Consider the following 23,763-nt stretch of genomic DNA (forward strand, 5'->3'; position numbering starts at 1 on the left):
CATAACTAGTACAGGTCATTGATAGTAAACCTGATTGAGAAAGTCATACCATGAGCCAACAACCTACTCCACCCTTTGAGCTACAAACACCTAACCACTGTGTTGATGCCTTTCGCCGCTTTAGCGTTGCACCTATGCTGGATTGGACTGATCGACATTGCAGAACCTTTCACCGTAAGCTGACTAAACATGCGGTGCTTTATACTGAAATGATCACTACAGGTGCGATTATTTTTGGTAAAGGGGATTATTTGGCATTTGGTGCGCATGAGTTACCGGTGGCGTTGCAGTTGGGGGGCTCTGATCCTAAGGCGTTGGCAGAGTGCGCTAAGCGTGCTGAGCAATATGGCTACAGTGAGGTAAACCTAAATGTAGGTTGCCCGTCAGATCGCGTGCAAAATGGTCGCTTTGGGGCGTGTTTAATGGCTGAGCCTCAGCTCGTTGCTGATTGTGTGGCGGCGATGAAGGCAGAAGTGAATATTCCGGTAACGGTAAAAACGCGCATTGGTATTGATGAACAAGACTCTTATGAGTTTCTTACGGCGTTGATTGAAGCCTCGCAGGCGGTGGGCTGTGATGACTTTATCATTCATGCCCGTAAAGCATGGTTGCAAGGCTTAAGCCCGAAAGAAAACCGTGAGATCCCACCATTAGATTATCCTCGTGTTTATCAATTAAAGAAAGACTATCCAGATCTGCATATCAGTATTAATGGTGGTGTTAAAACTCTTGAGGAATGTCAGCATCATTTGGCTCACCTTGACGGCGTAATGGTTGGCCGTGAGGCTTATAGCAACCCGTTTATGTTGTCGCAGGTTGATGAGCTGCTATATGGCGAAGCTGCGTTTACGCAAACTCGCCATCAAGTCGTAAGAAGCATGTATGACTACTTTGAAAGTGAAATGTCGAATGGTGCAAACTTTTGGCATATTGCGCGTCACATGTTGGGTATTTTTCAAAATCAGCCCGGTGCGAGAGGTTTCCGTCGTCACTTATCAGAAAACGGTCACAAAAAAGAGGCTGGTATTGAAGTGATGGAAAAGGCGCTGTCTTTTGTACCTGAAGTGTAAAATATATTGCTCCAATCCTATGTGTGAAAAAGACGATTTTATCGTCTTTTTCACTATTTAATGTATCTCAATAAATCTATTTTTCTTTTCAAAAAACCTTAACTCAATGATTTAATTTTGTTTTTATTTTTGGCACGGCTCTTGGAATAGTCTAATTATATTATAAAAGGAGCCGAACAATGACCATCATCAACAGAATTGAAGACCTTATCAAAGCAGAACTTAACGCGTTACTAGACAAAGCGGAAGACCCACAAAAAATGGCAACTCAGTTAGTGCGTGATTTAGAAGAAGCGCTATCTGATTGTCGTGCAACGGCAGCTGAGCTTATTTGCCAACAAAAAGTAGCGCAGCGTCAAGCTGAGCAAGCAAACAAAGCTGCGACAACGTGGCAAAGCAAAGCCGAACATGCTCTTGAAAAAGGTCGTGAAGATCTTGCCCGCTCAGCCCTTGAGCAAAAGCAGCGAGAAACCGAAAAAGCACAAGAAGCACAGCAAAAAATTGATGATCTAACGCCTGCACTTGAAAAACTCAGCACAGATGCGGACAAGTTGCAAAGCAAAATTCAGCAATTAAAGGCAAAAGAAAAGGCCATGTTGCGCCGCTTGGAAGCTGGTAAGGCAAGGTTAACCATCAAACAAATGCTGAATAGTGACGATATGCACTCTGCAACGCGCAAGTTCGACGAGTTAGAACGCAAGGTGGCGCGCCTTGAAGCTGAAGTCGAATCCTATGACTTAGGGCAGCCTGATGTATGGCAGCGCTTTGAAGATGAGCAAAAGCAACAACAAATCGACGATGAATTAGCCCAACTGAAGCAAAAAATGGCGAGCTAGGCTCGCCTCCTACACCAACTGAGCAATCAAGCCGAAAGGGGATAAAGATGAAAAATAGATATCAATCAACACTGTCTCAAATGAATAGTTCAAAGAAAATTGGTGGCGTATGTGCGCAACTAGCACAACGTTTTGATATGCCAATTTGGTTAACGCGTTTACTAACGGTATTGCTGTTTTTTAAGTTTCCAATATTTGTAATGCTAGCGTATGGCGTCGCTTGGTTTGCAATGCCAAAAGCGCAATACGAAAACTAAGTAACGGCGACGAGGTGGGCACTATGAAAGTCGTGGCCGGTATATTATTAGCGCTGGTATTTTTATTGGCGCTATCTTGGGTGTCGCTGCCACTAATATGGTTAGACATCAGCGATCTGCAACTCGATATGGGATTTGACCTAGGTTGGTTTGGCTTTGAAATACTCACGTTGCTATTTGCAATTGTAGCGCTGGTGGTGCTAGGAGCACTCTTGAGCGCAGGTGTTTTAGGGTTGCTCCTTATTGTGTTCATTGGGCTAGTAATGACATTGCTATTTAATTCGCTGATAGTGCTATTTCCACTCATCTGTATTATTGCAATTGTGTGGTTAGTGGTAGACAAATCTGCTCAGGCAAAAGCTTGAGTAGTGGTTTTTGTTGGTGATAGGAGATAAAAAACACGCTAAATTGGGATCTGTGATATAGTTATTTGCAGTTATAAATCCAAGGAAAGCCAACATGAAATCAAGTGTAATCAAAACCTTAATTTTTGCTTTATCAACTTTTATCGGCTTTAACGCTTCAGCTCATCAAGGGCATGAGCATGGTGAACATCATCATGGTTCGGAGCAACTTTCTGTTCACAACGCAACCGTGCGTGCATTTTTACCGGCAGCACCTTCAACTGCAGGTTATCTCGTTATTGAAAATCCAACACAGCAAAATAAAGTGTTGGTTAAGGCTGCGCTCGAGGGTGTTAAGCGTGTTGAAATTCACGAGCATGTACATAAAGAAGACATGATGAAAATGCAACGCGTTGACGAGCTTGTTATTCCAGCGGGGAAATCAGTGACATTTCAGCCTGGTGGTTATCACTTAATGGTGTTTGAACCAATAGAAACATTAAAAGTCGGTGAGCAGCGTAAGCTTACGCTATATTTTGCTGATGGCGATAGGATCTTCACAATGGCTGAAGTCGTCGCACTTGCAGATATGTTTGGTGGCAAAGAAAAATCAAACGCAGGACATCACTCTCATCACTAAAAACAGTGAGGTATTAAATGGGAAATCATACGGGAAAAATCATCTCTGGCATTATCGCTGTCATACTTCTGGGTTATGTTATAGCCGTATATTGGAGTGTGGAACCAGAACAGTTTGACGTCGTCGCAGTTGCAAAAGCGGATGCGCAGAAAAATGGCAATACATTGGTCACTGGATATGTAACGACACATACCTTGATTAAAGTGACGGATACATTGCTGAATAAGCCGGGCGGTTATTTGTCGAATGACATGATGCCACCAAGCGTAATGATGGATAACATGCCTGCTTGGGAGTACGGTGTGCTTGAGATGACACGAGATCTTACGCTTTCGATGCGTAAAGATTTTAGTCGTTCACAATCTCAATCGACAGAGCACCCGAGTTTAAAGCTAGCTCAGCCACAGTTTAATATCAGTTCAACAGCGTGGATGTGGCCAAGTGCTGAGGGTGAGTATCAAAAAGGTAATGATTTACTACGTCAGTATTTGACTCAAATTTCTGATAATAGTAACCGCGATAGCCAGTTTTATGCGCGTGCTGATAACTTGAGAGCTTGGTTAAAAGAGGCCGAAAAGCGCATGGGCAGCTTAAGCCAAAGATTAAGTGCGAGCGTAGGGCAAGACAGATTAAATACCGATTTAGCTGGGGATTCGGCAGCTGATCAAGCAACCATGACGCCAAGCCATAATATGGTGAAAACCTCTTGGTGGCAGATTGATGATGTATTTTATGAAGCCAGAGGCGCCACATGGGCGTTACTGCACTATATGAAAGCGGTAGAGCATGACTTTAGACCTGTGCTTGAAAAGAAAAATGCACTTGTCAGCCTACAGCAGATCATCAGAGAGTTAGAGGCGACTCAAGAGACGGTGTGGAGCCCTATGGTGTTAAACGGCAGTGGCTTTGGCTTGGTAGCGAACCATTCTCTGGTTATGGCAAATTATATTTCGCGAGCCAATGCGGCTCTCATCGAACTTAGTGAACTTTTAGCGCAAGGATAACATCATGAAAAAACACTTTTTAGCAGCGGCATTATCTCTCGCTTGCTTAGCACCTGCTGCACACGCAGACACGGTACTCGGGCTTTATGTCGGTGCAGAAGGGTGGGATACCGAAACCGAAGGTAGCTTTGCTGAAAAAGGCAATATGCAAACCTTTAACTTTGACGATGAAACTTTTACGAGTTTCTATGCTGCACTTGAGCACCCAGTACCGTTAGTGCCAAATATCAAGTTACGCTATACCGAGCTTGAGCTAAATGGTCAAACGACGTTAACAGAGTCTTTTGACTTTGGCGGCCAAGTTTATACGGTAGGTACTGACGCGACAACAAACGCAGATCTAAACCACATCGACTACACATTGTATTACGAAGTGTTAGACAATGACTTGTTGACGTTAGACTTTGGTGTGAACTTTAAGCAGTTTGACGGTTCTATCATGGTAACTGGTACTGCAAATGGTCAAACACGCACAGAAGAAGTTGAATTCTCAGGCTTTGTTCCTCTCGGTTATTTGCGCGGTGAAGTGGGTTTACCACTTACAGGGCTAAGTGTTTTTGCCGAAGGCAGCATGCTTGCAATTGATGACAGCAAAATCCAAGATTATCAAATTGGTATCGCTTATGAGTTTATCGACAATATGGCTGTTGATGTTGCGGTAAAAGTGGGTTACCGCTCTATGGTACTTGAGCTAGATGATATCGATGATATCTACACAGACCTGGATGTCTCTGGTCCATTTGCAGGGATCCAACTACACTTCTAAGATAGTGTAGTTTACTCCTTTAGCGGCTTGGTACGAGTGATCGACCAAGCTGTTTTTGTTTGGTAAATAGAATAGTTTCTTTATCTCTCTTCCCACTCGAGAGAAAATTCGCTTTCAAAGGCCTTTTCTACAAGTTGTTTGTATTGTTTATTTATCGGGCTTTGAAGTAATTTTTTTAGCTCGTCTCCGGTTTGCGTCAGCTTGTAATAGCTTAGCACCAAGTCATTGGATTTGGCCGTTAAGGTCATTTTTTTACGTAAATACACCAGCTGCATTGACTGTCCTTTTTGTAGTGAAGCGGACTCAATTTCTTGCCGGTAAAGGATATTAATGTCCATCAGCGTAAGTATATTTGGGAAGTTCAGCCCTGCTTGGCTTAAATTGATGGATTCAGTGCTGCCTTTACGTAGCAAATCAAAAATAGACGGCTTTTTATAGTAGCCATGAAGAATAAGGTAGCTGTCTTCTTTTTCTAAGTAGCCGCACAGCGGAGCGCATCTTTGTAACGCAGTTGCTTCACGTTGGGTCATCATCTTTAGGGTTTGCAGACTTTTAATTGAAAAAGTGCCAGGCGTAATGCTTTCACCTACTAATATCTTTGCCCACAATTTTTGCATGGAGTGATTGGCAATGTCTTCTGCAAGGGTGATGAAGTGCTCCAACCAATCGGGGTCTGGGCGACCTCGGGCGGTAACCTCGGGGCACAATGTAAGCGCCATGCCCATAATGGCCTCAAGATTTTGCTGGCGCTGGATTTTGATTAGTTGTTGGCGCTTGAGGGCGCGTTTTAGTGTGCCATGTTGAGTTCGCACCGTGTATTGGTTGTCTTTATTCTTATCAGACTGATAACGGTCATTTTGAGTGACAAGTGGTGTGATCCGTTTCACCATAGGGTAGCCGAGCTTTTCTTCAATCGAAAGCGCTAAGGCTGATTTTACTTGTGCATTTTTGACTGCCATATCAAGCTCGTAGTTTATATCGTGTGTGCATATGATTTACCGCGGAGTTAGTGAGTTGCTGTAAATACTGCTGCATAAAAAGTGCGATGAAACTGCCAATAAAGGGCGTATTGGCTCTTCCTTCAATTGTGATGGTCAGTTGTTTATCGGCTTGAATGGTAAATAAATTAAGGCTAATTTTGGCTAAATGTTCATCGTCTAAATGTAATGACAGCTCTAAACTCTGTTCGTCGATTTTGGTGATGGTTATTTCTGCTTCTCCCCAAGGATGCACTAACACTGCTGAGGCTCCTACTCGCTGTCTTTTTGGCAGTATGCGAAAGTGGATGTCTTCAGTTGTTTGCCAATTAAATAATGTCGGCCAATGGGATAACACTAATGGGGAAAGTGTTGTGTTATTTGCAGAAATATCGGTGCTTTTTACCACTTTATAATGGTGTGGCATCGCTAAACCAGCAATCACGATAACAAGTGCTAAAATCATCAGCATTCTAATAGGAGTAGATAAACGTTTGATACAGAATCCTCTTTGGTAAAAAGTATGCTAAATCATCTCTTTTGTTCTATGCTCGACTATAATATTTCATGTATGTTAATCAAACAGAACTGTAATAGTAAAAATGTACCATATTTTGTAAGATGGTAAACACTGGAGTGAATCAGTGCCTATAATTAAAGAGTAGTGCGGATTTAAAGGGTAAAACATGGCACCTGAGCAAGAAGATTATTTGTTTGCAGAGCACGAAGAAGTTACTCAAGAAGAAGAAACGACAAGTGCTTTTTGGGATGTCTTAGTCGTTGATGATGATCCAGAGATCCATTCTGTTACTAAACTTGCGCTGTCTAATTTAGAGTTTTGGGGTAAAAAGCTCAGGTTTTTTCACGCCTATTCTGGCAAAGAAGCCATTGAGATTTTAAAAGAACAAAATAATATCAGCATCCTATTACTTGATGTGGTGATGGAAACCGATGACGCAGGTCTTAATGTCGTTCGTCGAGTGCGCGAAGAAATAAAAAATATGGCAGTACGTATTATTATGCGCACAGGACAACCGGGTTATGCACCGGAAGAAAAGGTCATTCGTGAGTTCGACATTAACGATTATAAAATGAAGACAGAGCTTACCCGCAGCAAACTGGTTACCTCGTTGCTTACCGCTATCCGTTCTTATCAACAAATTTGTGAGCTCGAAGCGCAAAGCCACGCACTAGAGCAGATCCTTTCAGCTTCTCGTGCCATACTCGGACATACCGATATGGGCTCCTTTGCAGCGGCAGTTGTCGCTCAATTGGCAAATATTTTAGATGCGTCAGGCGAAGGCTTAGTGAGTGGCTACCTAGATGATGATATGCATTTAAGGGTGTTTGGCGGTAGTGAGCAGTACCGTGAATTTTTTGGTCATGGTATAGAGCAGCTTGATAATGGTCGTGTCATCATGCAAGTGCAAAACTGTATTGATACCGAATCCCACCAATCTACCGCGCATGACATTACCTTCTTACTTGAAAGCAAAAACAAAAAGGCAGCCATTTATTTAGAGCTAGAGGGCGAGCCGTCGGAAGCGCAATTGAAGTTTGCTGAAATATTTCTGACTAACGTTGGTGTTGGTCTTGATAATATCAAGCTATTCAATGAGTTGCGTGAGGTTGCTTACAAGGATAATCTAACCAAACTTCCCAATCGCGCTAACTTTATTGAGAAAATAGAGTCTTACTTTAACCAGCAGCAATCTCTCGTTTTTATTCTTGTTGATATTGCCCAATTTTCTGACATCAATAACGGTTTAGGCCAAGAAGTTGGAAACTTGTTGTTATTAGGGGTTGCCGAGCGAATTAGTATTGAGTTTCCAGAGGCCCAGTTAATTTCACGTATTGGTGCAGATGTGTTTGGCTTTTTAATGCCTGAGTCGCAGTTTGATGAAGAGTCTTTTATTGATAACTTGTGTGTTCCTTACCATGTTGGGGAGCATTTGTTGACCATGCACTTTCATATTGGAGTGTGTCGTCAAGAAGACTTCCAACCGCAAGGTATAGAAACCTTAAAACTCGCGTATATTGCACTTAACCAAGCAAAGCAGTCGAGTATTCCACTAGATTGGTATACCCCAGACTTAGAAGAAAAAATGGCTTGGAAGCTGGGATTAATAAGACAGCTCAGGCAAGATTTTGAGATGAAAAAACTAGAGGTCTGGTATCAGCCTCAGTTTTCCATTGTTGATCGCAAGGTGATTGGCTGTGAGGCTTTATTACGTTGGCCTTCTGGAAATGGGAATTATATTTCCCCTGCGATTTTTGTTCCGCTTGCGGAAAATGCAGGGCTTATTGTCGAAATTGGCCAATGGGTATTAGAACAAGCCTGTCAGTTGCAGGCAACTTTGCAGCAACAGGGATTCGGTGAGCTTAGCATTGCTGTTAACGTCTCTGTGCCGCAGTTTAAGGTGCCAAACTATGCACAGCAGGTTAAGGACACTATCTTGTCATTTGATGTAGAGCCTAAACATATAGAGCTCGAAGTGACAGAAAGTGTAGTCATGGACGAAGTAAACTCGGTGATCAATACACTTCAAGAACTCCAGGAATTTGGTGTTGAGGTGGCCATTGATGACTTTGGTACTGGATTTTCTTCTTTGAGCTATTTGCAAAAACTACCTTTAGCACGGCTTAAAATCGACCGTGCTTTTGTCAAAGATATCCCTCATGATGACAGCGGTGCAATTGCCGATCTTGTCATTTCTTTAGGTCAGCATCTCGGCCTAAAAACAATTGCGGAAGGCGTTGAGACAGAAGAGCAAATGACGGTGTTACAAAAGCTCGGCTGTGATGAAGTACAGGGTTTTTTACTCGCAAAGCCTATGCCTGAAAAGGAGTTACTTGAGTTTTTAGATAATCAGAACAGTGTATAGTAGTGACCTAAGACAAGTATATTACTTGTCTTATACGTTGATGAAGCAACCTTTAAAAAGTGCAGTGATGATCTGTTATGAGGGTCGCTTTTGGAAAGTTTTTCGATTTTAGCCTAAGGGTGTAGAGTGAAATATGTGTTTGTGATATCTACAACACAGGAAGTTAGTGCAGAAGCTCAACTCAGTCTAAATCCAAAATAGGGCGAATATTGCACAAACAAATTGATGCTCACATGAAAAAACAACGGTATTTTGATTAAGACACTGTTACATGGTTCCCATAGGTTAGTTTCCGATTACAGCTGAAATTCTCATTTATAAAGATTACCAAAATAACTTGTACCTGAAATGTGTTTTTTGCTAACGTTGCATAGAGGTTGATTAAATTTTGATCTCTTTAAACACATAGAAGGATATTTAAGTGAAAAAAATTATAATATTACTATGTACTTTTTCTGGAAGTGCATTTGCAGTTGGAGTTCCAAGCGGCTGTAAATATGAAGAGAGTACAATACACGAGCTTAATTTACTTGAATTACCAGCTACTATCGAAGCTGGTTGGAACTTGTATCGAGCCCCAAGTTTTTACACGGTCGTAGAATTTCTGAGATCTTTACCCGGTATAAATTCAAGCTCTTCTGCAAAATTATCAGGCCCTACTTATCTTCTACGTAATCAGAGCTACAGATTTAAAACAGATCTAGAGGTAGGTAATCCAAATGACATGCTTCGAGATGTCGCCTACTACAACTCTGAAAGGGGTCGTTTAGGTAATGACCGAAGTAATTGGGACTCAAATTCATACTTTAATCTGGCGTTTAATTCTACATATGGTGCAGGCTTAGTCTGGTCAACAGTGAGTGATGAGTGCTCTGCTAAAGGTGTAATTGTTCAAGATATGCCCAAAATGGAAGCCGTTAAAAATCCGTATGGTGATAAATACGAAGTAAAAATTGATTTTGAATTAGATCAATTCTCTGAAGCTGCTTTGGATCCTAGTGTACCTGTAATTGTTGGTGTTACGACAAAAAGTGATTATTTTAGCGGAGGCACTAAGCGCGTAACCAAAGCAATTTACAATGCGGAGAATCAACTTACTGGAAGTGCTGTGGTAAGAATGAGATTTTCGATGGGTGGTGGACCGTATTATGTGGAAGCATTTATGAATGATGGCAATTATGGTCAGACTAAAAAGCTAGGGATGGTTATGGTACCTGGAGAGCCAACTCGTCCACCTAGCTGCCCGACATGTAATAAAAACTGAGTGAAATGACATCTAAATAATAGTAAATGGCTAGCAATTAGCCATTTACTATTTAAAGTGCTTACATTCTAAATGTAAATCCTGCAAAGATGTAACGACCTAGGATATCGTGGAACCCCGGATAGGTGTTACCATTAGAGAAGGTTGTAGGGCCATCAGGAACGAGCGGTGGCGTGTTGTCAAACACGTTATTGATACCGGCTCTGAATGAGAGGTTTTCAGTTGCGTTCCATGTTGCAGCAATATCAACATAATCTCTTGCACTCAATGGTACTAGTATTGGTGATTTTGATGGGTCAGCCAATTCCGCAGCTGTAGGACGATAGAACTCTTCCACTTCACTCACGTAACGATAGGTCGCTGTAATATTCACATCCCATGGAGTTACCCAAGTTGTTTTAAAGTTATAACGCATATCGGGAACTGGGCTTTCGCATACATTTTTATCCCATTTCCCGGCACACTTATCAACAATCCCACCTGGTGCGTTTTGTGTATCAAACTTCTCCATCCATGTACCAATTAGAGAGAATCTTAAAAGACCCATATCCTCAGGTAACGTGTAACGGTATGATGCATCAAAATCAATACCTGAAGTCTCTACACTACCAATGTTGGTATCTGTAGCGGTTACGGCATCTTCTCCTAACCAAAGCGAACCGGTTTTTTCACCACGGTTTATTAGGCCACAGAGCTCTTCGTTATTGTCTATCGCACATTGCTCTACGATATACTGTACTGGGAAAGGTTGAATGGCGTCGTTAACGGTAATATCAAAGTAATCTACAGCGATATCTAAGCCTTCAACAAACTCAGGAGAGTAAAGAATACCAAATGAATAGGTATCAGACTTCTCAGGCTTGAGGTCTGGGTTTCCTGCTTCAATCGCATTGTATTGCCCCGCTGGATTTGAAGAAACAGAACCATATTGGTCTGCTGTAACACCGGTTCTCATACATTGCTCAAGTGTATAAGCTGGATTAGCTCCCGCACAAGGGTCGTCCCAGTTTACTAGGGCAAGTGAAGACGGTCTCGCCAAGTCTTGAATGTTACCGGCACGCACTGCTCGTTGATAGCTTGTACGTAAACCTAAACTATCGTTAATGCGTATATCAAACGCTGCTTTGTAGGTATCTGTTTGTTTATCTGTTGAGTAATCAGAATAGCGATAAGCGAGTTCTAATGTAATGTAATCCGCAAATGAGCTATCTTCAATTAATGGAATATTTAGCTCAGTAAAGAATTCATTTACATCAAACTGGTCTGAAACGGGTTTTCTTGGTCCACCTTGACCTGCGCCATCGTTAGAAATGAAGTTAATGTCCGGATTAAAATCAATAGCTTCTTTGCGGTGTTCCAGACCCAATACAATACCGACGCCTGTTGAAGTACCAGGCACGACTATGCCATATTCAGTTAAGTCCCCAGTGACGAAACCACTGATTTGTTTTGAACGTGTATCACCGCGAGCAAAGAGTGGAATGGTAAGATAATCAATTTGCTCTTGGGTAATATTTGCTGGGTCGAATATATTCCAAGGGATACAGTCGGGATCGCTACCATCAATAACTGACTCACAGACAATCTTGCCATTGTCATCAGTGGTTGCTTTTAAGGCTCTAACAATTTTACGTTTTGATAGGTCGTTTTGGTAGGTTTGTTCATAAGACACATTTCCGTAGTTAAAGAATGCATCATAAGTCCAGTTATCATCAATTTCGCCTCTCATACCTAATACAAAACGGGTAGAGGTGTGTCGTAAATCATCTTGGCGAGGGCCTCCTTCTACGTTTCGTTTTGCGATAAATGCGCCAGATACAACACCATCGACCGCAGGCCCATTGGCACCGCAAAGGACTTCTCGTTGTTTTGCTGAAAGAAGCGGGTTATCACATTTAATATCGACTTCATTGAAGAAAGAACCAGATGGCGCAATTTGTGCCACGGTACGGTTATCCATGTAGTTCAATTCAGCATAAAAGGTATGTTGATCGGTAAAATTGTAATGGCCAAGCAAACCAAATGTTTTACGCTTGTCCGGACGCTGGAAGTAATTAAGTGGGCCAAAGTTATAGACACTATTACCCGTTGGTACTAGATCATCTCCTGCGACTTTAAAGTCATAGCTAGCTTGGTCTGTGATCCTACCGTCAGGTATTGTGCCAGAGCCTCGACATATTCTTTGCCCTGGAGCTGAACTCGTTCTGCTACGATTGATATTCATTGAGCAGGCACTAAAATCACGGGAGTCCTGACGGATTTCATCAATTTCACGCCAAGTGAGGTAACCTGTAATATTGCCTTTATCGTTAGCTGAGTTGATACCAAAAATCATAGATATATCATGAGTATCACCGTCAGTAACTGAGGAATCAGGAATGTCGAAGCCTGAGGCAGTTAGTGCTCGTTGCATGTCTTTATGGTCATTTTTATGGTTGTAAACGCTTCCTTGATAGTCGACTTCAAAGCCTTCAAAGTCGTCTTTCATAATAAAGTTTACAACACCAGCAACAGCATCAGAGCCGTATGTTGCAGATGAACCACCGGTTAGCACATCTACGCGCTCAACCAAAGAGGCTGGGATTTGGTTTACGTCGGCACCAACACCCTCAATTCCAGCTGGTGAGCCTGAGGGTAATCGGCGGCCGTTGACTAAAACTAGTGTTCTAGAAGGGCCTAAATTTCGAAGGTCAACGGTTGCTGTACCAGTAGCACCGTTTGCTGTACCTGAAGTCTGATCTGCGAATACCGCAGGCATGTTGTTCAATAGGTCTTCAACTCGGGTAATGCCCGCGATTTCTATATCTTCAGCGGTTACACTCGTCACAGGACTCGCGCCAGTCATTGCTGCTCGCTTGATTCGTGTACCGGTTACTTCAATTCGTTCGACAGTATTCGCTGTTGTGGTGCCTGACTGTTCAGCATAAGCGATGCCAGATACACCCACTGTTAGCGTTGAACAGGCAAGTAAAGACAGCCTAATGTTCGCTGATAGGTTTGAAAGTTTCATCTTATTTCCTTATGTATTTTGTTAGCAGAATAGGAAAATTTCCCTGCAGCATAGAACTTACATTGCATTTACATAAACTTCAACACTTAGACTGTAAAGTAGCCAGGAGGAGCCGTGGGGTAGGTTTTTATAGCAAAATTATAAAGATATAAGTTGAAATAACCTATTTTTGAGAAATAAAAAGGGTACCTCAAAGGTACCCAGAATAATTACTATTCAGCAATGAATGCCTCGCCTGATTTGATCCACGCTGCTGGTGGCAACCCTTTCAGGTGGTAATCAAAGTACTCTTTCATGCGAATTGAATAGTCCAACTGATTAGGCAGCTTTTTCAGATGGTGAGGTTCACCTTCGTATTGTAAGAAAATGGCATCTTTATCATGTCTTCTTAGGGCTAAGTAGTATTGGATACCTTCTTGCCAAGGAACCGCCCCATCTTTATCACCAAACATGATCAAAATAGGTGTATTTACCTTATCCGCGTAAAATACCGGAGAGTTCTCTATGTATAATTCAGGCGCCTCCGTTAACGGTTTACCGATACGGCTTTGGCCTGTTTCGTACTGGAACTGTCTTGCAAGACCTGATTCTAAACGGATCCCACTGAAAGCAGAGGTCATATTGGATACTGGTGCGCCAGAGACAACCGCTTTAAACATATCCGTCTGTGTGATCATAAATGCACTTTGGTAACCAGCCCAAGAGTGGCCCTGCAAGCCAATTTTATCTGGATCAGCAACACCTCTATCAATAAGCGCTTGCGCTGCATTGAGCATTGTTTGTGTTGCGGAGCGCCCAGGGTGACCAATTTCAAAACGAATATCAGGCAAGAATATCGCATAACCATTTGAGGTATACATTGGCAGGTTTGGTCTGTGGTTTAGCACCATTTTCGGGAAGTCATACATGCGCTGGCTCATATAGCGGTAGAAGTAAATCACCACAGGCACTTTATCACCAGCTTTATAATCAGCAGGTTTGATTAACACGCCTTGAAGATCTTCGCCATCGTAGCCTTTGTACTTCACAAGTTCAGGTTTTTGGCCCCAAGCAAATGTCTGCTGCTGTGGATTTAAATCTGTGAGCTTTGTCGGGTTATTAAAGCTACTATCTGAGACCCAATAATCAGGAAATTCTTGATAAGACTGTCTTGTGAAAATATAAGTGTCCGCCTCTTTGGCTTTTCTCACTACACTATATTTAGCTTCGCCAGACAAAACAGTTTGCAACTTGTTATCTTGTAGGGAAAGCGTTGCAATATGCGTTTGTTTATTTTCGAGGTTGTGCGCACTTAACAGTAAGGTATCGTCTGGGTTAAAGCTTAGTTTGTCCTTATCTTTATACTCAATTCGGTATTGTGTTTGGGTCTTATAGCCGTCGGTTAGCCGAGTTGCTTTTGCTGTTTTGGTATCAAATGCCCAAATATCATATTTACTGTAGACGTAGAGCGTCGAGCCATCGAGCTGCCAACCAGCAAATCCAAACCCTTTATTTGGTTCTGGCTTATCATGTTTATCATCCGCGAATAGTGCGTTTTTAACCGCTTTGCTTACTGGGGTAAGCTGTTGAGTGTATAGCGACTTCAACCAGACTTGTTCACCGTCGAAATAGGCAGCATGTTTACCGTCAGGCGCGACAGTAGGGCGGTTTGAACTTTCTTTAACGATGAGTTGTTTATCACCATTATCGATATCAACGCTGTAGTAGTCGCGATAAAACCCTTTGTACATGATTTGCTTTAGATATGGTGTATCGTCACTACCCAGCACAAAGTTTGCGTTTGTGTGAAGTGAAATAGAAGGCACCTGAAGGTTTTCAAGCTGTACTACACGCTCGCCATTTACGTGGTAAACCGCTTGATAATGTTGATCTCGGCGGCTTTCGTTCCATGTTTTTATTTCTCTAGTTTTGATTTCAGGATCGGCATTGTGCCAAACCTTTAAGCCTTTTTGTTGGCGAATGGTATCGTAATCAAAAAGCGAGCTTTCATCTGTGTATTTGAGTACTTTGGTTTTTTCTTCAAGCTGTGGACGATTTTCAAAAAACAGTCGTGAGCCGTCTTCAGACCATTTGATTGATGCTGTTTTGCCTGAAAACCAACCGCTTGGGTTGTGGATGTCGGTAATTTTATTGCTTGTTGGAGACCATAATTTGAGCTGGTAGTTGCGACGGCGTTTGTCATCGTTGACATAATTACCCAAATAAAAAGCGACTTGTTGTGAGTTAGGTTGCCAAGCAATGTCTCCCAAAGTGACACCAGGCTCATCAATAAGACTCGTGATTTGATTGCTTGCTAAGTCAATAACAGCAACACGGTTTTTACTGCCGTCCTCACTGCGCTGATTGACCAGTATTGCGTTACTATTTGGTGCAACTTTGTATGCTGCGATATTGTCATAGCGAGTACTTTTATTGTGAGAAAGGTTCAGCACTACAAGCGTTAAGGCGTCATCACCCTTATCTGCACTGATTTTGAGTTCATCAGTTTGCTCGTCTGTATTCGCTTTTGCGTCTGACTTTTTGTCGCCTTTTTTTGCATCCTCACGATACACCAACCACAGGCCATCATCTGAAAGTTGATAATCTTTAACTGAGCTAAAAGTTTGTTGTGCTTTGGTTGTGGTGTTCACCAACACTAAGTTGTTCTTTAGCGTTTTTTTCTTCTTTTTATCTGCAGTTTCTTTTTCAAGTAGGGTAGGGCGTTGGGTAAAACCAACCCATTGAGCGCCTTTATTGATAACTGGATTTGTACCACGGGGAACTGATGCAATCAGTGCTTTATTGTCGAGAGAATACACTTGGCCTTCGCTGTCACCACGGTAAGGCTTTGCACTTAGGCCGAGGAATGTACCTTGTTCGGAGATTACTGTACCTTGTGGGTAACGAAAATCAAAAACGTCTTTAAATTCAAGGCTGGGTTTAGCTGCTAAGCTGCTTACACTAAAAAGTGCCGCACTTAGAAGAGAGAGTTTTAGAGTCATATCTAGAGCATTTTAGTCTTTATTTATTGTGTTTTTATCACTTTTAACAGTGAAACTAAAATGCTCTGCGGTGTGCGGATGTATTTAAGCGGCTAGCCGCAGGTGTTTAAAGCCAGATTTTCTCAAGCTCAACCCACTGTTTATCGAATTGCGCGGTTGGTTTTGCTTTAAAGTCACTTCTTACAAACTGGTTCATCTTACCTTCAACAAAAGCTAAGAATAAGTTAGCCAGTACACTTTCTTCACTCGTGAATGCCTTACCTTCTCGCAGCTTGCGCTCTCTTAAAACTTGTTTGAATTGTGTCTCAAGCTTTTCAAATAAGCTTTGAACTCGTTCACGTAAACGTTCTTGCTCACCTTGTAGTGCATCTCCCGTTAAGATACGTGTGATGCCAGGATTTTTCTCTGCAAAGGCTAGGAGTAGAGTAAGAATGTTGTAGATCCGGTTACGAGTTTCTTTTTCGTTTTCTAGAATTAAATTAATGCGTGACAGCAACGTATCTTCGATGAACTCAATAAGCCCCTCAAACATTCTCGCTTTACTTGGAAAGTGACGATAAAGCGCAGCTTCTGAAACCCCGACTTCAGCAGCGAGTTTAGCTGTGGTGATACGTTGTCCTGGGCTGGTTTCCAACATTTGTGCGAGTGATTGAAGAATTTGCTCTTTGCGATTACTACGTTTTGTCGCTGGCATGAAATTTCCCTTATTTTTCTAATTGTTATATTATTTTTGTCGGGTTTATTAAGCACAGAGAGTGATGCGCAGAAGTGCAAACCCCGACTTGTTTACACATTATCGGGGTATCATGTTAATGTTTTATTCAGTTTCTTTCCAGTCTTTTACATGAAGGTTATTTTATCTTTTCGGCAATAGCTTGCATGACAGTAAGTGCTAACTCTTTTTTGCTAGAGTGAGGGAGTTCAAGTCGGTCTTTTTTCCAATATAGGGTCAATGTGTTGTTATCAGAATTAAAACCACCTGTGCTATCCGACACATCATTCGCACAGATCATATCCAACCCTTTATTGACCAATTTTCCTTGCGCATATTCGGCGACATTCTGCGTCTCAGCGGCAAAGCCAACGGTATAAGGACGAGACTGTTTTAGTGCTGCGACAGTGGCGATAATATCGGGGTTTTTGACCAGTGTAAGTGTGATTTCATCGCCTTGCTTTTTAATCTTTTGCTCGGCAACGGTGGCTGCACGGTAATCAGCGACCGCCGCGCAGCCGATAAAAATATCCGATTGTACGGCATATTCGAGTGCAGCTTGTTGCATCTGCTCAGCACTTTCTACATCAAGTCGATTAATTCCAGTGGGGGTATTCAGTGAAACTGGGCCTGCGATCAGATTTACGCTTGCACCCAAAGCCTTTGCCGCCTCAGCAAGGCTAAAGCCCATTTTTCCTGAACTGTGGTTAGTAATAAAACGCACCGGATCTAATGCTTCGCGCGTCGGTCCTGCGGTGATAGTTACCGTTTTTCCTGCTAATACTTGCTCAGTAGGGCGAAGTGCAGCTAAACACAGTTGCACCAACTCATGGGGTTCAAGCATGCGTCCTGCGCCTACATCTCCGCAGGCTTGCTCGCCTTTACCGGGTCCCCAGATTTGGACATGGCGTGAAGCAAGGGTATTGAGGTTTGCTTGAGTCGATAGATGTGCATACATCTGTTGATTCATTGCCGGCGCTACGGCAACAGGCGCGGGCGTTGCGAGCAGTAATGTGGTCAGTAAATCATCCGCAATACCCGCCGCCATTTTGGCGAGGATATTCGAGGTCGCTGGAGCAACCAGCACTAGGTCTGCCCATTTTGCAAATTCGATATGGCCCATTGATGCTTCTGCTTGTGGGTCAAGCAAAGAGTCAGAAACGATTTCACCAGAGACCGCCTGCATTGTCAGTGGCGTGATAAAGTGCTTAGCAGACTCCGTCATCACCACTTTGACATCTATTTGCTGTTCTTTTAGGCGGCGAACGAGTTCTGCGCATTTGTAAGCAGCGATACCACCGCTGATCCCAAGTAAGAGGCGTTTATTTCTTTGCATGTTTGTTTTATACGATCACAGTATCAATAAACTAAAGATATCACAGTCTGTGTTTGCTTTTGAATAATCGTGATCACCCGCTAAGCTTAATTTAGTCAAGGAGACATACAAATATAAGGAATAGTAGGATGCAAATATCAGCCTTACCCAAATCCGCACGACCAAGGGAAAAGTTAATAGAGCAAGGCCCTGAGGCATTATCAAATGCCGAGTTATTGGCTATCTTTTTACGCACTGGGATCAAAGGATTAAATGCCATAGAGCTTGCCGAATCCCTGTTACAAGAACAGCAAACGTTACAGCGTTTATTCAATGCCTCATTAGAAGAGTTTTCAGCGTTAAAAGGCTTAGGCGTTGCCAAATACACCCAGTTACAGGCCGTTTTGGAGTTAAGCCGGCGTTATCTAAAAGAAGAGTGCTTAAGAGAAACGGTATTTCAAAACCCGACAGCGGTACGTGACTATTTGAGTGCTCAACTACGGGGGCTTGGGCATGAAGTGTTTATGGTGCTGTATCTAGACAACCAAAATCGCCTGATAAAAGATGAAGTGTTGTTTCACGGTACAATTAACGCGGCCTCGGTTTATCCAAGAGAAGTAGTAAAGGCGGCACTAAAATACCACTGTGCAGCCGTGATTTTTGCCCATAACCACCCATCGGGCGTAGCAGAGCCCAGCGAAGCGGATAAACTCATCACGAAAAAATTGCAGCAAGGCTTGGCACTGGTCGATATTAATGTACTTGACCATTTAATCGTCGCCGGAAGTCATTGTATTTCGTTTGCCGAACGAGGACTGATTTAAGCTGAGTTGCTGTTTTATCAGGTGGGTTTCGCTTTCTCAAGTTGTCCTTTTGAATTGAGCAAAATGGAATAGAGCTTGATCACTCAGCTTTTACTCGAAGTGTGAGGTAGCTGGTGGAGTGTTGCAGCCCAAATATACGTATAAGCACGAAAATTAAACAGTGAAAATTACGATGTAGAAAGGGCCAAAAAAGAAATTTGCTCGTTAAATCAGCATATTTGTATAAATTTTATAAATTAGTTCAATTTAAATGCAGTTTTTACTTTCCTAGTGGGCTTCGGATCATTATAATTGGCCGCTATCAAATTTACCCATGAGCTGATTTCAGTAGGATCAGATCCTTGATCTCTGCCTGTAGATACTGTATAAAGAGCGCCCTTTGATTTTACCTAGGGCACGCAGTTAAAAGGCCTTTAAGGGAAAATTAAGCTCGAGCGAAGTTATTGGAGATACATAGACATGTCTAAAGTCTGTCAAGTTACAGGTAAGCGCCCAGTGGTTGGTAACCACCGTTCGCACGCGCGCAACGCTACTAAGCGTCGCTTCCTACCTAACCTACAAACACACCGTTTTTGGGTTGAAAGCGAAAAGCGTTTCGTTTCTCTACGCACTACTACTAAAGGTATGCGTATTATCGATAAAAAAGGCATCGACGCGGTATTAGTAGATATCCGTGCTCGCGGCGAAAAAATTTAAGGAGCTTAAATCATGCGTGATAAGATCCGTTTAGTTTCAACTGCTGGTACTGGTTATTTCTACACTACCGACAAGAACAAGCGTAACATGCCTGAAAAAATGGAGATCAAAAAGTTCGACCCTAAGGTTCGTAAACATGTGATCTTCAAAGAAGCGAAAATCAAGTAATTCGTTTCAAGAATCAATAAAAACCCAGCCTCGGCTGGGTTTTTTGTGTTTGTGCTTTAATTTTTTACGGCTAATTGCCAAAGCTCTCCACTTGGTTGCTTCAGCTCACTGAAAACCACATCGCCGTTTTGCAATATATCAAACTGCCCAATAAATCGTTGTGGCGGGGTGAAATACAACTTTTCTTGTTTAGTCTTCAGGTCAAATCGCCAAATACTTTTGTCTTTTTCATAGTAAAGCGCATTATCTCTGAGCCGCCAATTCAGCCAATTTCTCACCGGTACATCCGTCACAACTACAGACTCTTGCCCGTCTTCCAGTTGCCAAATTCCGGGCTGTGTAAACTTGGTAAAATACAACACATTATTAAGCTTGTAGCCGCTGTAGCCACCTTGTGTTGTAAGTTGCTGATGTTGGTTTGTTATTAGATTTAGAGACCATAACTGCCAACTACCAGAGCGTTCACTGCTGTAAATGATTTCATGGTCATCTTGGCTGTAATTGGCAACGTAAGGCTTAAGCTCAGTACCTATAAGTTGCATTGTTTTTTGACTGTTGATAGCAAACTGGTAAATGGCGTCTTGATATTCAAAAAGTATTTTAGAAGCGTCATTGTTGAGTTGATAACGTTGAAAGTTAAAAATGTGAGGCAAGTGAACTTGAGTGTGTTGTTGTGTTTCAGTGTTGATAGACCATAAAGCGGAATGCGCGCCGTGATCCGAAATATACCAAACTTGCGGCATTTGATTTGCGCGAGGTAAGCGATTCAACGCCTGATTATCAACAAGTGGTGAAAAGGTTTGCTCCGATACGTCGAAAAGGTGAATTAGGCTAGTTAACTTATATTGATTAAAGAGCAGGGTCTCATTGTTATCTTGTAATACTAGGCTTTCGATTGGTGCTGTGAGCTTGTGAAGCAGTTTTACTTTGCTCGATTTTATATCAGCGCGATAAATGCTACTGCCTGCGCTAAAGTAAATAGATTGACCGCTAGCAGACCAAGTCAGTGCCGTGAGATTATAAGGTAACTTAACGGTGCTCTTAACTGACATGCTTGGGTAATCGTACACCGTCAGTTCGTGCTTATCTTCTCCAAGATAGCGCGCGGCGGCGAGTTGGTCTTTAGTTGTGGATAAGCTAAATAGATGGTCGCCCCTGAGGTTTCCTGAGATTGGAGGAAGCGTTAACTGGATATGCTGCTTTGTATTCAAGTCGAAACGGTAAAGGCCGTATCCACTATGTATATTTGTGCGTTTTCGATAAATGATTTCGTGCGGATTTGCGCCCCATATTAGTTTAATGCTTTCGATAGGGTGGCAAGAGAATAGCGTAGTGTGCCGTGCCTGCGCGATATCAAACTGTTTTACGGTACAGCCATTATCATCGTCAATATAGGCGATGTGCTTGGCGTCTGAGCTTAAGGCTTGTGTGCTGATGTTGCCAGAAAACAGCTTTCTATTTTGCTTGCTGTGATTGAGCCATAACTCCGATTGCTGAGTGCCGGTAGGATGCAGGTAGCTAAAGCTTTTATATTGAGGCGCGCTACTTAACTGTAGCTCGATACCGCTCTGGCTCGTTAATTTTTGTGGTAGGAGTGGTTCGTTATTTTGCGCTGGCTGCATGAACTGATAGACAATAAACGCACATACGCTGGTAATAAGTAGAGAAACACCCAAAAGTGGCGCGATCCGGGAGCTGGTCTTATTTATTGTAGCCGGAGTATGACTTGTGGCCGCGGGAATAAGTCGATATCCAAGAGTAGGGATAGTCTCTATATACTCAGTTTTACCATCTAATTTATTCATATACTGGCGCAATGTCGACACGGCTTTATTGATTGCACTCTCTGTGACTACGCGACTTTGCCACACTTCTGCAATGAGTTTATCGCGCGAAACAACATTACCATTTGCTGCAATTAAGGTTTGTAGCAATAAGTATGGCTTAGGCTCAAGTCTGATGGAGTCTGTGCTACTCGTCAGCGTTCGATTAACCGTATCAAACCGAATGGCTGCAATCTCATAGCGCATTTATTATCCCTTTGATTGTATTATTTATATTTATTGGTAAGGAATTCCTCACAACGATTTCATGTGAATTCGTCGCGCTCTTTTTCAAAGTATTTAGAGTACATGAAAACAATAAAATAGGAATGGCCAACATGACAAGTCGAATGTTTTTAAAACAGGCGTTAGGTTTAACACTCGCAGCTTTAGTCGCGGGCTGTGGCAGCAGTAGCGACAGCAAAAAGGCGTTAAGCAATGACGATGGAGTGTTAAAGCCCGTAAATGGTCTGGAGGTTCATCAACTCAATGAGCGTTACTATTATATGAAGCCGATTGAAAAGCCACATAAAGCGTACAAGCTGATGTTAGCCTTTCATGGTTCTGGAGGCACTGCTTACGGTATGGCAGGTTTAACCAAGCTACATGAGCAAAGCGATGATTATATTGTTGTTTATCCCAAATCAAAAAACGAAGAGTGGAATGAAGGCTGTGGTTGTAACAAGGCACATCGTTTAGGTGTAGATGACTTAGGCTTTGTTGATCAGATGATTGCAGAAATAAAAGCCAAATATGATGTCATTGACGGTGAAATTTATGCGACCGGCTTTTCTCAAGGCGGGTTATTTGTACAAAACTTATTATGTAACCGCTCGGAGACGTTTAATGCGATAGTAACGGTTGCAGCACCTATGTCCTACCAATTAGGTGATAGCTGTAACTTTTCGACACCTACAAACTACCGAATTATGCACGGTAAAGCAGACTCAGTATTGCCCTATAATGGCAAAAGTCACGCAAATTTTGGGCTACTCTCGTCACCTCAAGCGATTAAAATTATTGCTAATCTAAACTATGAGGCTGCTTTATCTGTTGATGAAGAAATAGCGGAAGGCGTGACGTTAACTCACTATCCTAATCGCAATATTCAAACGCAGCTCATTAGTGTAGACGGTGCTCGTCATAGTTGGAATTTACCACCTGTTCAAACCACCGAATCGATAATGGCATTTTTTGAGTCGACAAGCCGTTATGTGCTGCCCCAAGGTTCTGATCTTATCGCAGTAAACAACGATTATTACCATGTTCGGCAATTAAAGCAGCATGCAGATAAGCCAACCGTGGTCATGCTCTCGGGTGCGAATATGCATTTTCATAGTGATAGTGCTTGGTTCGCGTTACTACAGCCTTACTTGGCAGAGAGTTTTAATGTTTACGTCATTGATAGGCTAGGGCAGGGATTAAGTAGTGTTGATGACGCGCCTTCCATGAATAAATTTGCACACGACCTCCCTGTACTATTTGAAAAGCTCAATCTCAGTGATGTGCATTTGTTGAGTTACGCAAATAGTAATTCAGTGCCGCTAATTGCGATGCAAAAATCACAGGAGTTTCAACAAAAGATAGCAAGCATGTTGTGGTTAGACCCAGATATTTTACTGCCACATTCTATTGCTCAGTATCAAGGTTACCCAGTTGATGTTTATCGTCAATACGGACAAGACTTGGTTGATCATGTTGCTGCAGGTAATTGGCAAGAAAAAATGGATGGAAAAATAGCTGAAGAACAGACGCATATTGAAACACTGCTTGAAGGAAGCGAGTTTGCAGACTACATGGATTGGCAATATTTCAATCACATAATGCAAACCCGCCACAGTGTCGCAGCTCAACTTACTCGAGTACACGAAATGATGAACTACCATGATGACTTGGAGTTAGTAAGAAACTGGCAGCCAGACAGCAGCATTCCAATTTCAGTGATAGACAGTGAGTTTGAAAAACTAGATATTGCAAATGCAGACTCTGAAGAAGCGAAAGCCAATCTAATAAAATGGGAGGCTGAGGGGACAAAATGGTCGCAAGAAGTTGCAGGAACCAGCGGTGGGCAGTATTTACCAATATCATCAACTGAGCATCTGATCCCATTTACCCATCCTGAGCTTATCAAACAGGCATTGACTGAGCTTGCGAGCCAATGACACCAATCCAGTTTGCTAGATGAGCGCTT

The 23,763-nt window shown here is 42.4% G+C and carries 20 protein-coding genes; 13 read left to right on the forward strand and 7 right to left on the reverse strand.

Annotation, left to right across the window (positions count from 1 at the left end; all coding sequences use genetic code 11):
• Positions 1 to 50: 50 nt before the first annotated feature.
• The 7 genes from dusA (at position 51) to L3V43_RS09105 (ending at position 4,917) form a co-directional block, all read left to right on the forward strand.
• A complete protein-coding gene (gene dusA, locus L3V43_RS09075) occupies positions 51 to 1,070 on the forward strand; it encodes a tRNA dihydrouridine(20/20a) synthase DusA (protein WP_237116418.1) in 1,020 nt (339 codons plus the stop codon).
• A 179-nt stretch (positions 1,071 to 1,249) separates the two neighbouring features.
• Positions 1,250 to 1,906, forward strand: coding sequence for a PspA/IM30 family protein (locus tag L3V43_RS09080; protein WP_237116419.1), 657 nt, complete (start codon positions 1,250 to 1,252; stop codon positions 1,904 to 1,906).
• Positions 1,907 to 1,953: 47 nt separating this feature from the next.
• Positions 1,954 to 2,163 (forward strand): PspC domain-containing protein, encoded by a 210-nt coding sequence (locus L3V43_RS09085; protein ID WP_010605902.1) that lies wholly within the window; start codon positions 1,954 to 1,956, stop codon positions 2,161 to 2,163.
• Between the two features lie 23 nt (positions 2,164 to 2,186).
• On the forward strand, positions 2,187 to 2,528 hold the full coding sequence (locus L3V43_RS09090; protein ID WP_010605901.1) for a hypothetical protein: 342 nt from the start codon (positions 2,187 to 2,189) through the stop codon (positions 2,526 to 2,528).
• Between the two features lie 94 nt (positions 2,529 to 2,622).
• Positions 2,623 to 3,147, forward strand: a complete 525-nt coding sequence (locus L3V43_RS09095; RefSeq protein ID WP_010605900.1) for a copper chaperone PCu(A)C — start codon at positions 2,623 to 2,625, stop codon at positions 3,145 to 3,147.
• A 17-nt stretch (positions 3,148 to 3,164) separates the two neighbouring features.
• Entirely contained in the window at positions 3,165 to 4,151 is a 987-nt protein-coding gene (locus L3V43_RS09100) for a DUF2333 family protein (protein WP_010605899.1), read from the forward strand.
• A 4-nt stretch (positions 4,152 to 4,155) separates the two neighbouring features.
• Positions 4,156 to 4,917, forward strand: coding sequence for a TIGR04219 family outer membrane beta-barrel protein (locus tag L3V43_RS09105; RefSeq protein WP_010376724.1), 762 nt, complete (start codon positions 4,156 to 4,158; stop codon positions 4,915 to 4,917).
• An 80-nt stretch (positions 4,918 to 4,997) separates the two neighbouring features.
• Here the strand turns inward: L3V43_RS09105 and L3V43_RS09110 are convergent, their stop codons facing one another.
• Both L3V43_RS09110 and L3V43_RS09115 read right to left on the reverse strand, forming a co-directional pair.
• Positions 4,998 to 5,876 (reverse strand): TIGR03899 family protein, encoded by an 879-nt coding sequence (locus L3V43_RS09110; RefSeq protein ID WP_010376727.1) that lies wholly within the window; start codon positions 5,874 to 5,876, stop codon positions 4,998 to 5,000.
• 1 nt (position 5,877) lies between these two features.
• Positions 5,878 to 6,360 carry a hypothetical protein gene (locus tag L3V43_RS09115; protein ID WP_010605898.1) on the reverse strand — a complete coding sequence of 161 codons (483 nt, stop codon included), beginning with the start codon at positions 6,358 to 6,360 and terminating at the stop codon, positions 5,878 to 5,880.
• 220 nt (positions 6,361 to 6,580) lie between these two features.
• Between L3V43_RS09115 and L3V43_RS09120 the strand changes: the two genes are divergently transcribed.
• Together L3V43_RS09120 and L3V43_RS09125 are read left to right on the forward strand one after the other, a co-directional pair.
• The gene (locus L3V43_RS09120) at positions 6,581 to 8,779 is read left to right on the forward strand and encodes an EAL domain-containing protein (protein ID WP_010605897.1); all 2,199 of its coding nucleotides are present in this window, start codon (positions 6,581 to 6,583) and stop codon (positions 8,777 to 8,779) included.
• 421 nt (positions 8,780 to 9,200) lie between these two features.
• Positions 9,201 to 10,043, forward strand: coding sequence for a hypothetical protein (locus L3V43_RS09125; RefSeq protein WP_235366748.1), 843 nt, complete (start codon positions 9,201 to 9,203; stop codon positions 10,041 to 10,043).
• Between the two features lie 61 nt (positions 10,044 to 10,104).
• Here L3V43_RS09125 and L3V43_RS09130 read toward each other — a convergent pair whose 3' ends face one another.
• The 4 genes from L3V43_RS09130 to coaBC form a co-directional block, all read right to left on the reverse strand.
• Entirely contained in the window at positions 10,105 to 13,053 is a 2,949-nt protein-coding gene (locus L3V43_RS09130) for a TonB-dependent receptor (RefSeq protein ID WP_010605895.1), read from the reverse strand.
• A gap of 212 nt (positions 13,054 to 13,265) precedes the next feature.
• Positions 13,266 to 16,034: a prolyl oligopeptidase family serine peptidase gene (locus L3V43_RS09135; protein ID WP_237116420.1), complete on the reverse strand. Its 2,769-nt coding sequence runs from the start codon at positions 16,032 to 16,034 to the stop codon at positions 13,266 to 13,268.
• 106 nt (positions 16,035 to 16,140) lie between these two features.
• The gene (slmA, locus tag L3V43_RS09140; protein ID WP_010376740.1) at positions 16,141 to 16,728 is read right to left on the reverse strand and encodes a nucleoid occlusion factor SlmA; all 588 of its coding nucleotides are present in this window, start codon (positions 16,726 to 16,728) and stop codon (positions 16,141 to 16,143) included.
• 157 nt (positions 16,729 to 16,885) lie between these two features.
• A complete protein-coding gene (coaBC, locus tag L3V43_RS09145; protein WP_237116421.1) occupies positions 16,886 to 18,082 on the reverse strand; it encodes a bifunctional phosphopantothenoylcysteine decarboxylase/phosphopantothenate--cysteine ligase CoaBC in 1,197 nt (398 codons plus the stop codon).
• A 128-nt stretch (positions 18,083 to 18,210) separates the two neighbouring features.
• Here coaBC and radC point away from each other — a divergent pair, with 128 nt between their 5' ends.
• The 3 genes from radC (at position 18,211) to rpmG (ending at position 19,749) form a co-directional block, all read left to right on the forward strand.
• Positions 18,211 to 18,885, forward strand: a complete 675-nt coding sequence (gene radC / locus L3V43_RS09150; protein WP_010605891.1) for a DNA repair protein RadC — start codon at positions 18,211 to 18,213, stop codon at positions 18,883 to 18,885.
• 459 nt (positions 18,886 to 19,344) lie between these two features.
• On the forward strand, positions 19,345 to 19,581 hold the full coding sequence (gene rpmB, locus L3V43_RS09155) for a 50S ribosomal protein L28 (protein WP_010605890.1): 237 nt from the start codon (positions 19,345 to 19,347) through the stop codon (positions 19,579 to 19,581).
• A gap of 12 nt (positions 19,582 to 19,593) precedes the next feature.
• Complete coding sequence (rpmG, locus tag L3V43_RS09160) at positions 19,594 to 19,749, forward strand: 50S ribosomal protein L33 (protein WP_010364212.1); 156 nt, start codon at positions 19,594 to 19,596, stop codon at positions 19,747 to 19,749.
• 56 nt (positions 19,750 to 19,805) lie between these two features.
• On the opposite strand, the gene L3V43_RS09165 is transcribed toward rpmG, so the two are convergent.
• Positions 19,806 to 21,779, reverse strand: a complete 1,974-nt coding sequence (locus L3V43_RS09165) for a winged helix-turn-helix domain-containing protein (protein ID WP_237116422.1) — start codon at positions 21,777 to 21,779, stop codon at positions 19,806 to 19,808.
• A gap of 131 nt (positions 21,780 to 21,910) precedes the next feature.
• On the opposite strand from L3V43_RS09165, the gene L3V43_RS09170 reads away from it, so the two are divergent.
• A complete protein-coding gene (locus tag L3V43_RS09170) occupies positions 21,911 to 23,734 on the forward strand; it encodes an alpha/beta hydrolase (RefSeq protein ID WP_237116423.1) in 1,824 nt (607 codons plus the stop codon).
• The last annotated feature ends 29 nt before the right edge of the window (positions 23,735 to 23,763 follow it).

It is taken from the genome of Pseudoalteromonas sp. L23, from assembly GCF_021728455.1.
Lineage (GTDB): Bacteria > Pseudomonadota > Gammaproteobacteria > Enterobacterales > Alteromonadaceae > Pseudoalteromonas.

Bases quoted from the DNA above. Each gene is read 5' to 3' on its own strand.
- dusA (WP_237116418.1), top strand. From the start codon at position 51: ATGAGCCAACAACCTACTCCACCCTTTGAGCTACAAACACCTAACCAC.
- L3V43_RS09080 (WP_237116419.1), top strand. From the start codon at position 1,250: ATGACCATCATCAACAGAATTGAAGACCTTATCAAAGCAGAACTTAAC.
- L3V43_RS09085 (WP_010605902.1), top strand. From the start codon at position 1,954: ATGAAAAATAGATATCAATCAACACTGTCTCAAATGAATAGTTCAAAG.
- L3V43_RS09090 (WP_010605901.1), top strand. From the start codon at position 2,187: ATGAAAGTCGTGGCCGGTATATTATTAGCGCTGGTATTTTTATTGGCG.
- L3V43_RS09095 (WP_010605900.1), top strand. From the start codon at position 2,623: ATGAAATCAAGTGTAATCAAAACCTTAATTTTTGCTTTATCAACTTTT.
- L3V43_RS09100 (WP_010605899.1), top strand. From the start codon at position 3,165: ATGGGAAATCATACGGGAAAAATCATCTCTGGCATTATCGCTGTCATA.
- L3V43_RS09105 (WP_010376724.1), top strand. From the start codon at position 4,156: ATGAAAAAACACTTTTTAGCAGCGGCATTATCTCTCGCTTGCTTAGCA.
- L3V43_RS09110 (WP_010376727.1), bottom strand. From the start codon at position 5,876: ATGGCAGTCAAAAATGCACAAGTAAAATCAGCCTTAGCGCTTTCGATT.
- L3V43_RS09115 (WP_010605898.1), bottom strand. From the start codon at position 6,360: ATGATTTTAGCACTTGTTATCGTGATTGCTGGTTTAGCGATGCCACAC.
- L3V43_RS09120 (WP_010605897.1), top strand. From the start codon at position 6,581: ATGGCACCTGAGCAAGAAGATTATTTGTTTGCAGAGCACGAAGAAGTT.
- L3V43_RS09130 (WP_010605895.1), bottom strand. From the start codon at position 13,053: ATGAAACTTTCAAACCTATCAGCGAACATTAGGCTGTCTTTACTTGCC.
- L3V43_RS09135 (WP_237116420.1), bottom strand. From the start codon at position 16,034: ATGACTCTAAAACTCTCTCTTCTAAGTGCGGCACTTTTTAGTGTAAGC.
- slmA (WP_010376740.1), bottom strand. From the start codon at position 16,728: ATGCCAGCGACAAAACGTAGTAATCGCAAAGAGCAAATTCTTCAATCA.
- coaBC (WP_237116421.1), bottom strand. From the start codon at position 18,082: ATGCAAAGAAATAAACGCCTCTTACTTGGGATCAGCGGTGGTATCGCT.
- radC (WP_010605891.1), top strand. From the start codon at position 18,211: ATGCAAATATCAGCCTTACCCAAATCCGCACGACCAAGGGAAAAGTTA.
- rpmB (WP_010605890.1), top strand. From the start codon at position 19,345: ATGTCTAAAGTCTGTCAAGTTACAGGTAAGCGCCCAGTGGTTGGTAAC.
- rpmG (WP_010364212.1), top strand. From the start codon at position 19,594: ATGCGTGATAAGATCCGTTTAGTTTCAACTGCTGGTACTGGTTATTTC.
- L3V43_RS09165 (WP_237116422.1), bottom strand. From the start codon at position 21,779: ATGCGCTATGAGATTGCAGCCATTCGGTTTGATACGGTTAATCGAACG.
- L3V43_RS09170 (WP_237116423.1), top strand. From the start codon at position 21,911: ATGACAAGTCGAATGTTTTTAAAACAGGCGTTAGGTTTAACACTCGCA.